Source organism: Kluyvera intermedia (genome assembly GCF_021440345.1).
Classification (GTDB): Bacteria; Pseudomonadota; Gammaproteobacteria; order Enterobacterales; family Enterobacteriaceae; genus Kluyvera; species Kluyvera intermedia_A.
Genome location: NZ_JAKCNS010000017.1, coordinates 63257 through 75717, shown reverse-complemented (window position 1 = coordinate 75717; position 12461 = coordinate 63257). Strand labels below are relative to the sequence as shown.

Genomic DNA, 12461 nt, shown 5'->3' with positions numbered 1-12461 from the left:
GCTCATCGGCGCTGCGTCGTTTCCCCCCAAATTTCACACCGGCCATGTCTGGTTCTGCAACACCACGCGATACCCGTCGCTATCCCTGAACGTACGCCCATTGATATCCCAGTAAGGGTTAAAGGAAGCAACGGCTGAGAACCCGGCGGCCTCCATGTTAGCGCAGACCTGTCGCCATGCGGTGGAATCGGGGTAATACAGCACCAGCAGATCGTCATCCGTCGGCGATGGCGCAACCGGATGATGGTGACAGAGGGTAAACTCAAGATGCCAGCTGAACTGCTCGCTCCCCACCATCACACCGCTAAAGCCCTGATGATCGCTGAAATCGGCAATTTTCTGCAAACCCAGCCCCTGGCAGTACATCCGGCAGGTTTTCTCAAGGTCGGTAACGGGTCTGGCAATACGCATATGGCTTAACAAAGCGCGACTCCTGTGAAATCAAATGTGAAGACACTGTAGCGCAGCGCTAGATTTTGATTTGTCGGAATGCGCCTTTCGTTAGCAATTGACTGCCGCGTTAACCAGAACGCGCAGCTGTTCACTGACCGTCGCCAGATTTATGCCCATTTGCGCATGCATAATCGCGCCGTCCAGCGCCACCACCAGCACGGATGCCAGCATCGGATCCTTCAGTTGCCACGTGGCGATCAGCGCATCGGCCACGGAAGCCTTGTGTTCACGGGTCAGGCGTTCCACCTCCGGTAGAGCTTCACCGATCTCAGCAGTGGCATTCAGAAACGCACAGCCGCGAAAATCAGGGCGTTGCCACCAGCTATCCAGGGTTGCTACCAGTGCATCCGCGGGTGGTAGTCCGTTTGCGCTGTGCCGCTGTAGCTGCCCGCTAAACCACTGCATCCACCGTACATGACGATAATCCAGATAGGCGAGAATCAGCGCATTTTTACTGGGAAAATGACGATAAAAGGTCACTTTGGTCACGCTGGCATGAGCAATAATTTTATCGATTCCCGTGGCCCGGATACCGTTCAGATAAAACAGCTCGTGCGCTGATAGCAGGATTTTCTCAGGTGCGCTGGCGGCATGCATCCCCTTTTCCATCATCTCCATCCTGTTTTATTCCTCATTGACAACGTCTGGTTGTCGGATTAGCTTAATCCAGGTAGACAGACCTGTCTACCTGGATTAAGCATGAGGAACGTCTGATGATCATTCGCCCACCGTTGCCGCCTTTTACCCGTGAAAGCGCTATTGAAAAAGTCCGTCTGGCCGAAGATGGCTGGAATAGCCGTAACCCAGAAAAAGTTGCCCTTGCCTATACACAGAATACCCAGTGGCGTAACCGCGCCGAATTTGTGAATGGCCGTGACCAGGCGCAGGCATTTCTGCAACGTAAATGGCAAAAAGAACATGAATACCGCTTAATCAAGGAATTATGGGCATTTGAAGGCCATCGCATCGCGGTTCGCTATGCCTACGAATGGCACGACGACAGCGGGAATTGGTTTCGCTCTTACGGTAACGAAAACTGGGAATTTGCCGATGACGGGCTAATGCAGCGCCGTTTTGCCTGCATCAACGATCTGCCGATTAGCCCTTCGGAGCGCCTTTTCCACTGGCCGCAGGGACGGCGCCCGGATGGTCATCCGGGCTTGAGCGAACTGGGGCTGTGACGAGGTAAAGCATCCCGTGAAGGGGATGCTGCCTCTACAGATCAACGGAAGACAGGTTGTTCAACGGTGACAACAATTTTTCCTACCTGTCCGCTGGCTTCCATATAACGATGAGCATCGGCAATCTCTTCCAGCGGGAAGGTTTTATCAATTACCGGTGCTAGCTTGCCAGAACGCAGACCTGACGTGACGAAGGATTTTGCCCGCGCCATCTTTTCGGCGTCGGTGGTGATTTCGAACAGTTCATAGCCGCGCAGCGTGAGATGTTTACCCAGGATATCGAATACGGGAACCAGCATATCGCGGCTATCGAGCGCACCGTATTGGAAGAACATGCCCTGCGGTGCCATCGCCTGCGTCAGTTTCGCCACGTCCGGACCGCCAACGGGGTCAAAAACAATATGCGCCCCTTCGCCATTGGTCGCTCGCATGATTTCCGCCACCATATCCTGTTCGGCGGTAGCGATTACGGCAGCAGCACCAGCCTGCATCAACATGGCGTGTTTTTCATGGGTCCGGGTCAGGGCAATCGGCCTTGCGCCAAGCATATTCGCGATTTGAATCGCGGCCAGGCCGACGCTGCTTGAGGCGGCGCGAATCACCACATTCTGGCCCGCTTGAAGATCCCCGAACTCAACCAGCGCTCCGTAAGCCGTGACATACATCATCCAGCTTGCAGCCGCTTGTTCAAACGAGAGATTTTCTGGATGTTTAACCACCGCGTGTACCGGCGCATTAACCCGCTCACCGTACATGCCGTATTGATTAAACATAAACGACGGGATCACGCTAACCGCATCCCCTTTGGCAAAGCCTTCTACACCTTCGCCAACCGCTTCAACCACACCTGCGGCCTCATAACCCAAACGCGCTGGAAACTCAGGCTCAATGACATACTGGCCGCTGCGATACATAACTTCTGCACGGTTGATGCCCAACGCCTGTACGCAGATTTGGACTTCCCCTGCCGCAGGCGCAGAGACCTGCACATCAACAATTTCCAGCACTTCCGGCCCGCCGGTACGATTAAATGTAACCACTTTAGACATCGTAAAACCTCATCAGTTAGCGGCACGCTTTTTCATTGATGTCGAAAGCGCACCCAATTCATCTGCAGGCAATTTACTGGGTTGTTAGCGGCGGAAAAATAGCGGTAAAAGAACTTCATTGTTATTCATTCAATAACAATCGGCTGAATTATCTCGACCGGAAAGGCTATGTTCTGGTGGATGAGCCGATAAACGTAGAGGGAAATAGCTTTCAAAAAATAAATCGCTGAAAAATGCCTGTTCTGTAATCAAATCCCTGCATATCAGTACCTTTTCTATACTTTTATTCGATAATGGCTCTATGTTATAATGATTTGCACTTTAACTAAAAAATGAGTGCAACCATGATTGATACTAACCTGCCTTTAACCGACGTCCACCGCCATCTTGACGGCAACATTCGTGCCCAAACCATTCTTGACCTCGGCCGCCAGTACAATCTCGCGCTCCCTGCCACTTCGCTCGATACCTTGATTCCGCATGTGCAGGTCACCAGCAATGAACCGGATTTAGTGAGTTTCCTCAGCAAACTGGACTGGGGGGTTAAAGTTCTTGCCTCTCTGGATGCCTGTCGTCGTGTGGCCTATGAAAATATTGAAGACGCGGCCCGCAACGGTTTGCACTACGTTGAACTGCGTTTCTCTCCACGTTATATGGCCATGAACCACCAGTTGCCGGTAGATGGCGTGGTGGAAGCAGTCATCGCTGGCGTCAAAGAAGGCTGCAAGGACTTTAACGTCGAAGCGCGGCTTATCGGTATCATGAGCCGGACCTTCGGCGAAGCCGCCTGTGAAGAAGAGCTTAACGCACTTCTGGCGCACCGCGACGGGATTACCGCACTGGATCTGGCCGGTGATGAGCTGGGCTTCCCTGGGCATCTGTTCCTGAACCACTTCTCCCGTGCGCGTGACGCCGGTTGGCGCATCACCGTTCACGCCGGTGAAGCAGCGGGCCCGGAGAGCATCTGGCAGGCGATTCGCGATCTTGGCGCCGAACGTATCGGCCACGGCGTGAAGGCTGTACAGGACCCGGCATTAATGGATTATCTGGCAGAGAAACGTATTGGCATTGAATCCTGCCTGACCTCTAATATTCAAACCAGCACCGTGCCATCGCTGGCGCAGCACCCGCTGAAAACCTTCCTTGAACACGGCGTGCTGGCGAGCCTCAATACCGATGACCCAGCAGTACAGGGCATTGATATTCAGCATGAATACCATGTTGCCGCCCCGGCGGCCGGTTTAACGCCTCAGCTGATTCGCCAGGCACAGATCAATGGTCTGGAAATGGCCTTCCTGTCTGACGCCGAGAAGCAAGCGCTGAAAGCCCGCGTTCTGCGCGGATAAAGTACGCGGATAAAAAAATCCCGGCAGCCTATAAGCCGGCCGGGATTTTTTATTGCCCTGCTATCACACCAGGTTTAGCGCCGCACGATGCTTCGCCGACTCAATCCCCAGTTCAATCAGTTCCATTATCTGAATCGCCTGGCCCGCTGGCACCGGGTTCTCGCCGATACCGTTTAGCGCATCGCGGATCCCTGCATAGTAGGCGGGATAATTACCTGGCAGCGTCAGCCAGTTTTCTTCAACGCGGGTTTCACCGTCAACCGTGGTTAAAATACCGTCACGCATATCATAACCCCAGTCCGCCTGTGGCAAGCGTTCGCCGCTCTTAAGCCGGTCTTCCTGCGGGTCGAGGCCATATTTGACGTAACTTGCCTGGGTGCCGTGCACGATATAACGGGCGGTTTCTGCCGCCGCCAACAGCGTACCGTGCAACACGACGCGGCGCTGCGGATAGGTGAGAACAGCATGGAAGTAATCGGTGGCCTGTGCGCCGGGCCGAATTTGCCCAAGATCGACATTCAGACTTTGCGGCAGACCGAACAGATTCACCGTCTGGTCCAACAGATGCGAACCTAAGTCATACCAGATGCCGCTACCCAACCCCGGCAGCTCGCGCCAGCGGGCACGAACCTGCGGGCGATAACGGTCAAAGTGTGATTCAAAATAGGCAACCTCGCCCAGTTTGCCTTCATTAATTAGCGCTTTTACCGTCAGGAAATCGCTATCCCAGCGGCGGTTATGGAATACCGACAGCAGTTTACCCTGCTGTTTAGCCAGCGTATCCAGCTCGCGCGCCTGTGACAGTGTCACGGTGAAGGGTTTATCCACCACCACATTTTTCCCCGCTTCCAGCGCCGCTTTCGCCAGCGGGAAATGGGTATCGTTCGGCGTTGGAATAACAATCAGGTCGATGTCGGGATCGACAAACAGCGCATTGGGGTCGGAGACCACTTTTACCGCTGGCCAATCAGCGTGAACCTTGCTGGCATCGCTGCTGGAGACCACCGCCAGCGTCATACCCGGAGTACCGCTGATGAGCGGCGCGTGAAACGTCTTACTGGCAAAACCATACCCCACTAGCCCGACGCGGATTTGGTCACTCATATTGCAGCCTCATTCTTCGTTTTATGCGGTTAAATACATTTTGTAATCGATTTCTTATTTGACCTGATCTCTCAATTTCATACAACAGTTTAATAACATTATCGGCCACCCGCTGCGATATTGATTAAATAAACATCACTTGTCGAATCGTTTCGGCTGAAAACTTGCGTTGTGGAAAAAGCGCGCTAAGATCTTGCTCCTGCACTATTTTATCAATGGACTGTTAGCTAAATTTCATGACTTACGCACTGAATCGTATTGTTGAACTGATTGGTTGGGTTATTTTGGGTTTTTCCGTTCTCCTGTTGTTTGTCGCGCATCACATCGATAATTATCAGTCACCGGAACCTACTACCACCGCATCACTCCAAAAAAAGTAACGTTATCACGCTAAAAAAGTGATTCGGATCTCATCTGTGCAACCGGTTTCTGAAACCGGTTGCACGTCTTTATTGCGCTCTTTACACTTCCTCTATCACAAAGATAAGGAGCGCGATATGTCTGCTTTTCCCCCGAATTTTCTATGGGGTGCTGCCACCGCAGCTTACCAGGTCGAAGGTGCATATAATGAAGACGGCAAAGGCCCGTCTATTTGGGATATTTTCTCTCACCAGCCCGGCACAACCTACCAGGGGACCAACGGCGACGTTGCCGTCGATCACTACCACCACGTAAAAGAAGATGTTCAGCTGATGGCTGAAATGGGCCTGCAAAGCTACCGTTTCTCCATTTCCTGGCCTCGCCTGCTGCCGAACGGCCGTGGCGAAATCAATGAAGCCGGGATTCAGTTCTATAGCGATCTGATTGATGACCTGCTGGCGCATAATATTGAGCCGATGATTACGCTTTATCACTGGGATCTGCCGCAGGCGTTGCAGGATGAAGGCGGTTGGGAAGCCCGTTCCACAGCGGAAGCCTTCGAAGAGTATGCGCGTTTGTGCTATGCCCGCTTCGGTTCGCGGGTAAAGAAATGGGCGACCTTTAACGAAACCATCGTATTTATTGGTCACGGCTACATTACCGGCAATCACCCACCGTCGGTACGCAATCCAGCCCGCGCCATTCAGGCCTGTCACCACGTTTTTGTTGCACATGCGCTGGCAATCAAAGCCTTCCGCGGCATGGGCATTAACGGTGAAATTGGTTTCGTGAACGTGCTGCAGCCGCACAGTCCGCTTACCAACAGCCCGGAAGATAAGACCGCCAGCGATCTCGCCGATGCGATTCACACCCATTGGTTCTACGATCCGGTTCTGAAAGGCCATTATCCTGCCGAACTGTTAGCGCAGTCGCAGGCTCTGTGGGGCGTACCGCGTTTTGCGCCTGGCGATGACGAACTGCTGCGCAAAAACCGCTGTGATTTTATCGGCCTTAACTACTATCGCCGCGAAACGGTTTCCGCGCAGCCGCCGGTTGAAAAAGTGAGCGGCGAACAAGGCGTTGAAGGCCTGTTCTATTTTGTACGTAATCCGCAAAGCACCTACACCGAATGGGGTTGGGAAATCTGGCCACAGGGTCTGACCGACGGCATCATGATGATCAAAGAGCGTTACGGTGATATTCCTATCTATATCACCGAAAACGGCCTGGGTGCGGTCGACCCGATTGTTGATGGCGAAATCGTTGATGACCCACGCATCGATTTCCTGCGGATGCACATCGATGCGCTGGAAAAGGCCATTGCGCTGGGCGCTGACGTACGGGGATATTACCCGTGGTCGTTTATCGATTTACTGAGCTGGCTGAACGGCTATAAAAAGCAGTACGGCTTTGTTTATGTCGACCATAAAAAGAATCTGGCGCGTCAGCGTAAAAAAAGCTTCTTCTGGTATCAGGATGTTATTGCCAGTCGCGGCGAAAATCGTTGATCCCCACTCTCATCAGGGCGCTATTCGGCGCCCTAACTGCCAAAAAACGGCGAATTTCGGGGTGAAATCAATAAGCACATTTTCTGTTATTGAAATTCATTCGTATAAAACAAATAATCCATAATATCCCGTTGAGACTTAGCCTGGTTGGCTAAACGCTCGATCAATCGGATACCAATAATCACATTGGCTATAAATACTGAAAAAACCCACCTCGTTTTCCCGATATCCACTCGGTTGAAAAGCGATGCCCGGTGGCTTTAACATTTTAAATGGATACCTACAAATGACCGTCCTGGATTATTTATTAAAATTCCGCAAAGTCAGTTCGCTTGACACCCTTGAAAAGCTTTATGACCACCTGAACTATTCGCTGACCAACACCGAAGAATTGATCAACATGTACCGCGCCGCAGACCACCGCCGAGCTGAACTGGTCTCCGGTGGGCGTTTGTACGATGTAGGCCAGGTGCCAAAATCCGTTTGGCGTTTCGTGCAATAAGGGTTTTCTCATCAGCGCCAGTTGCTTATACTCCACGGCCTGTAATTTACCTCACCACTGGCGCTGATTTTCAGGAGACACAATGTCAGATATTTCTGCAGAACGTATCGGCGGATGGCTGCTCGGCCCATTGGCCTGGTTAATCGTTCAGTTAATAAGCATCAGCGTAACCCTGGTTAAATTCACCTATGTTCTGTTTTCGCCGCAAACGCTAGCGCTGTTAAAAGATCTGGGTACATCCAACGTCACGTTACTCGCACTGTCGTTCATCTCATTCATTGCCATGTGGTATTACACCATGTGGCTGACCGTTGCCTTCTTTAGACGACGTAGCAATGTGCCAAAGCACTATATTATTTGGTTGATGGTAGGCGTCATTCTGGCGGTGAAAGCCTTTGCCTTCTCACCTATCGCCGACGATCTGGCCGTACGCCAACTTCTGCTTCCATTGCTGGCCGCCGCGGTGATTGTTCCTTACTTCAAGCGTTCTACGCGGGTCAAGCGCACGTTTACACGCACCTAATAACCCCACACTTAGCCTGTTGTCGCTGGCGACGCTTTGTCAGATAATAGGTGGCTTTTTTTGTTACAGGTCAAATGATGGCTGACTATTTATTGCTCTTTATCGGTACTGTGCTGGTAAACAACTTCGTCCTGGTGAAATTCCTGGGCCTGTGCCCGTTTATGGGGGTGTCCAAAAAACTGGAAACCGCCATGGGGATGGGACTTGCGACGACGTTCGTGATGACGCTCGCGTCTATCTGCGCCTGGCTTATCGATACCTGGATCCTTATCCCGCTGGATTTAATCTACCTGCGCACGCTGGCCTTTATTCTGGTCATCGCCGTGGTGGTTCAGTTCACCGAAATGGTGGTGCGTAAAACCAGCCCGGCGCTGTATCGCCTGCTCGGGATTTTTCTGCCGCTCATTACCACCAACTGCGCCGTACTCGGCGTGGCGTTGTTGAATATCAACCTCGGTCATAACTTCCTGCAGTCGGCGTTGTACGGTTTCTCCGCCGCCGTCGGCTTCTCGCTGGTCATGGTGTTGTTTGCCTCTATTCGCGAGCGTCTGGTCGTGTCCGATGTACCCGCACCGTTTCGCGGCAACGCCATCGCGTTGATTACCGCTGGTTTAATGTCGTTAGCCTTTATGGGCTTTAGCGGGTTGGTGAAGTTGTAATGATGACCTTCTGGATTGCTGTCGTCGCAATCAGCCTGTTAGGGCTGATTTTTGGCGTCATTCTTGGCTATGCTTCTCGCCGTTTTGCGGTTGAAGATGACCCCGTTGTCGAAAAAATTGATGAGCTGCTGCCGCAGAGCCAATGCGGTCAGTGCGGCTACCCTGGCTGCCGCCCCTACGCCGAAGCGGTCAGCAACGGTGAAAAGATTAACTGCTGCGCCCCCGGCGGCGAAGCGGTGATGTTAAAGATTGCCGAGCTGTTAAACGTTGATCCACAGCCTATTGATGCTGATGAATCTGCGGCGGAACCCGCACGTATGCTCGCTATCATTGATGAAGCCAACTGTATTGGTTGCACTAAATGCATTCAGGCCTGCCCGGTAGATGCCATCGTTGGCGCCACGCGAGCCATGCATACGGTGGTGAGTTCACTGTGTACCGGCTGTAACCTGTGCGTGGCCCCCTGCCCGACACAGTGCATTGAATTACGCCCGGTAGAGACCACCACCGACAGTTGGAAATGGGATTTGCACACCATCCCGGTCCGAATTATTCCTGTGGAACACCATGTTTAAGCTATTTTCCGCATTCAGAAAAGACAAAGTCTGGGACTTCAACGGCGGCATTCACCCGCCGGAAATGAAAACCCAGTCTAACGGCACGCCGCTGCGTCAGATCCCGCTCGCCCAGCGTTTTGTGATCCCTCTGAAACAGCATATTGGCGCTGAAGGCGAACTCAGCGTTCAGCCAGGCGATCGCGTGCTGCGCGGTCAGCCGCTGACACGCGGTTGGGGAAAAATGCTGCCGGTCCATGCGCCAACGTCCGGGACCGTTGTGGCGATTGAACCGCATGCCACCGCGCACCCTTCCGCGCTGCCGGAAATGAGCGTGATTATTGATGCCGATGGCGAAGACTTCTGGACGACCCGCGACGGCTGGAGTGATTACAAAAATCGTAGCCGCGAAGAGCTTATCGAACGTATTCACCAGTTTGGCGTTGCCGGTTTAGGCGGTGCAGGCTTCCCGACAGGCACAAAACTGCGTGGCGGTGGCGATAGAATTGATACCCTGATTATCAACGCCGCTGAGTGCGAACCGTATATCACCGCCGACGATCGGCTGATGCAAGATTGCGCAGCACAAATCCTGGACGGTATTCAGATACTCGCCCATATCCTGCAGCCACAGCAGGTGCTTATCGGCATTGAAGATAATAAACCGCAGGCTATCTCTATGATGCGTGCGGTGCTGGCAGGCCAGCATAATATTCACCTGCGGGTTATCCCGACCAAATATCCATCCGGCGGCGCAAAACAGCTGACACAAATTCTGACCGGCAAGCAGGTTCCGCACGGCGGGCGCTCGTCGGACATTGGCGTCCTGATGCAAAACGTCGGTACTGCCTATGCGGTTAAACGCGCCATTATTGACGGCGAGCCTCTCACCGAGCGCGTGGTGACGCTGACCGGGGAATCCATTGGTCAGCCGGGTAACGTATGGGCGCGCCTGGGGACGCCAGTACAGCATCTGTTAAAACACGCGGGTTTTTGTCCATCCAGCGAGCAGATGGTCATTATGGGTGGCCCGCTGATGGGCTTTACCCTGCCCTGGCTGGACGTTCCGGTGGTCAAAATCACCAACTGTCTGCTGGCTCCATCGCCTGCGGAGATGGGTGAACCGGAAGAGGAAAAAGGCTGCATTCGCTGTAGCGCCTGCGCGGATGCCTGCCCGGCCGATCTTCTGCCGCAACAGTTGTACTGGTTCAGTAAAGGCCAGCAGCACGACAAAGCGACCGCGCATAATCTGTCCGACTGCATCGAATGCGGAGCCTGCGCCTGGGTATGCCCAAGCAGCATTCCGTTGGTGCAGTATTTCCGCCAGGAAAAGGCCGAGATAAACGAAATTCGCCTTGAAGATCAACGTGCCGCAGAGGCAAAAGCCCGCTTTGAGGCCCGTCAACTGCGTCTTGAGCGCGAAAAAATTGCCCGTGAAGAGCGCCACAAAAAGGCGGCGGTACAGCCGACCGCTAAAGATCAGGATGCCATTCATGCCGCTTTGGCACGGGTGAAAGAAAAACAACAGCAGGCCACCCAGCCGATTGTTATCCAATCCGGTTCTCTGCCTGATAACAGCGCCGTCGCCGCTGCACGCGAAGCGCGTAAAGCGCAGGCTCGCGCTGCACAAGCGGAAAAACAGCAAACCGCCGATGAGGCAATCGATCCGCGCAAAGCTGCCGTTGAGGCCGCCATCGCTCGCGCTAAAGCACGTAAAGCGGCGCAGCAACCGGAAGCTGAAGTAACGCCTGACGTTTCTGATGAAACCATCGACCCGCGCAAGGCTGCGGTTGAAGCCGCCATCGCTCGCGCTAAAGCACGTAAAGCGGCACAGCAACCGGAAGCGGAACCAACGCCTGTCGCTTCCGATGAAACCATCGACCCACGCAAAGCTGCGGTTGAAGCCGCTATTGCTCGCGCTAAAGCGCGTAAAGCGGCGCAGCAGTCAGAAGTGGAAGCAACGCCTGCCGCTTCTGATGAAACCATCGACCCGCGCAAGGCTGCGGTTGAAGCCGCTATTGCTCGCGCTAAAGCGCGTAAAGCGGCGCAGCAAGATATTACGGAATCTGCCGCTAACGACGACTCTCGCAAAGCCGCCGTCGCCGCAGCGATCGCCCGTGTTCAAGCCAGGAAAGCCGCTCAGGCCGTTAACGAGGATTAAATGGTTTTCAAAATCGCAAGTTCCCCTTATACCCATAACCAACGCCAGACATCGCGGATCATGATGCTGGTGGTCATAGCCGCCCTGCCCGGAATTCTGGTGCAGAGTTGGTTCTTTGGCTGGGGAACCGTTATTCAGCTCATGCTGGCTATCTTTACCGCCTGGCTCGCCGAATCGCTGGTGCTACGTCTGCGTAAACAAAATGTCGCCCAGACGCTGGCGGATAATTCCGCATTGCTGACGGGCCTGCTGCTAGCTATCAGTATTCCACCGTTCGCCCCGTGGTGGATGGTGGTGCTCGGCACCGTGTTCGCGGTCATTATCGCCAAGCAACTGTATGGCGGTTTGGGGCAAAATCCATTCAACCCAGCAATGATTGGCTATGTGGTGCTGCTGATCTCCTTCCCGGTACAGATGACCTCGTGGCTGCCGCCGCATGAAATTGCCGCCTCGACGCCGGGCTTTATCGATGCGGTACAGATGATTTTCACCGGCCACACCGTTGCGGGTCAGGATATGAACGCCCTGAAGATGGGTATCGATGGTATAAGCCAGGCCACGCCGCTGGATACCTTTAAAACCTCGCGTCACGCCGGGCAGCCGGTTGAGCAAATCCTCGACGGCGCTATCTATCATGGCGCATTGGCGGGAATCGGCTGGCAATGGGTCAATATTGCGTATCTGGTGGGCGGCCTGTTCCTGTTGTGGCAAAAAGCCATTCGCTGGCATATTCCGGTGAGCTTCCTGGTCAGTCTCGCAGTCTGTTCAACTCTCGGCTGGCTGCTGCATCCAGAAAATGTTGCGTCACCGCAGATGCATCTGCTTTCTGGCGCAACGATGCTGGGCGCATTCTTTATTTTGACCGATCCTGTTACCGCGTCGACCACCAACCGTGGACGTCTTATTTTTGGCGCGCTGGCAGGGCTTTTAGTGTGGCTTATTCGTAGCTTCGGCGGCTATCCAGACGGCGTGGCCTTTGCCGTTCTACTGGCCAACATCACCGTGCCGCTGATTGATTACTACACGCGCCCACGCACTTACGGACACCGCTGAGGATTCAC

At 53.7% G+C, this 12461-nt stretch carries 14 protein-coding genes; 10 read left to right on the top strand and 4 right to left on the bottom strand.

The window, feature by feature from the left end:
• Positions 1 to 33: 33 nt before the first annotated feature.
• Both LZ634_RS05755 and LZ634_RS05750 read right to left on the bottom strand, forming a co-directional pair.
• Positions 34 to 411: a VOC family protein gene (locus LZ634_RS05755; RefSeq protein ID WP_234502988.1), complete on the bottom strand. Its 378-nt coding sequence runs from the start codon at positions 409 to 411 to the stop codon at positions 34 to 36.
• Positions 412 to 501: 90 nt separating this feature from the next.
• Positions 502 to 1065 carry a TetR/AcrR family transcriptional regulator gene (locus tag LZ634_RS05750; protein ID WP_234502943.1) on the bottom strand — a complete coding sequence of 188 codons (564 nt, stop codon included), beginning with the start codon at positions 1063 to 1065 and terminating at the stop codon, positions 502 to 504.
• Positions 1066 to 1166: 101 nt separating this feature from the next.
• On the opposite strand from LZ634_RS05750, the gene LZ634_RS05745 reads away from it, so the two are divergent.
• Positions 1167 to 1634, top strand: a complete 468-nt coding sequence (locus tag LZ634_RS05745; protein ID WP_234502941.1) for a DUF1348 family protein — start codon at positions 1167 to 1169, stop codon at positions 1632 to 1634.
• Positions 1635 to 1675: 41 nt separating this feature from the next.
• On the opposite strand, the gene LZ634_RS05740 is transcribed toward LZ634_RS05745, so the two are convergent.
• A complete protein-coding gene (locus tag LZ634_RS05740) occupies positions 1676 to 2683 on the bottom strand; it encodes a zinc-dependent alcohol dehydrogenase family protein (protein WP_234502938.1) in 1008 nt (335 codons plus the stop codon).
• A gap of 344 nt (positions 2684 to 3027) precedes the next feature.
• On the opposite strand from LZ634_RS05740, the gene add reads away from it, so the two are divergent.
• Complete coding sequence (gene add, locus LZ634_RS05735; RefSeq protein ID WP_234502935.1) at positions 3028 to 4029, top strand: adenosine deaminase; 1002 nt, start codon at positions 3028 to 3030, stop codon at positions 4027 to 4029.
• A gap of 63 nt (positions 4030 to 4092) precedes the next feature.
• On the opposite strand, the gene LZ634_RS05730 is transcribed toward add, so the two are convergent.
• On the bottom strand, positions 4093 to 5133 hold the full coding sequence (locus tag LZ634_RS05730) for an oxidoreductase (RefSeq protein WP_234502932.1): 1041 nt from the start codon (positions 5131 to 5133) through the stop codon (positions 4093 to 4095).
• Positions 5134 to 5369: 236 nt separating this feature from the next.
• On the opposite strand from LZ634_RS05730, the gene blr reads away from it, so the two are divergent.
• The 8 genes from blr (at position 5370) to rsxD (ending at position 12453) form a co-directional block, all read left to right on the top strand.
• On the top strand, positions 5370 to 5513 hold the full coding sequence (gene blr / locus LZ634_RS05725; RefSeq protein ID WP_234502929.1) for a division septum protein Blr: 144 nt from the start codon (positions 5370 to 5372) through the stop codon (positions 5511 to 5513).
• Positions 5514 to 5630: 117 nt separating this feature from the next.
• Entirely contained in the window at positions 5631 to 7001 is a 1371-nt protein-coding gene (locus LZ634_RS05720; protein WP_234502926.1) for a GH1 family beta-glucosidase, read from the top strand.
• Between the two features lie 286 nt (positions 7002 to 7287).
• Positions 7288 to 7503: a transcription modulator YdgT gene (gene ydgT / locus LZ634_RS05715; protein ID WP_234502925.1), complete on the top strand. Its 216-nt coding sequence runs from the start codon at positions 7288 to 7290 to the stop codon at positions 7501 to 7503.
• 82 nt (positions 7504 to 7585) lie between these two features.
• Positions 7586 to 8026 (top strand): DUF2569 domain-containing protein, encoded by a 441-nt coding sequence (locus LZ634_RS05710; RefSeq protein WP_234502922.1) that lies wholly within the window; start codon positions 7586 to 7588, stop codon positions 8024 to 8026.
• A gap of 77 nt (positions 8027 to 8103) precedes the next feature.
• A complete protein-coding gene (rsxA, locus tag LZ634_RS05705) occupies positions 8104 to 8685 on the top strand; it encodes an electron transport complex subunit RsxA (protein WP_061279603.1) in 582 nt (193 codons plus the stop codon).
• Positions 8685 to 9260 (top strand): electron transport complex subunit RsxB, encoded by a 576-nt coding sequence (gene rsxB / locus LZ634_RS05700; protein WP_234502919.1) that lies wholly within the window; start codon positions 8685 to 8687, stop codon positions 9258 to 9260. Before rsxA ends, rsxB begins: the two co-directional genes overlap by 1 nt.
• Entirely contained in the window at positions 9253 to 11400 is a 2148-nt protein-coding gene (gene rsxC / locus LZ634_RS05695; protein WP_234502916.1) for an electron transport complex subunit RsxC, read from the top strand. The genes rsxB and rsxC overlap by 8 nt, the downstream gene beginning before the upstream one ends.
• Positions 11401 to 12453, top strand: coding sequence for an electron transport complex subunit RsxD (gene rsxD / locus LZ634_RS05690; protein WP_234502914.1), 1053 nt, complete (start codon positions 11401 to 11403; stop codon positions 12451 to 12453). It begins immediately after the preceding gene.
• The last annotated feature ends 8 nt before the right edge of the window (positions 12454 to 12461 follow it).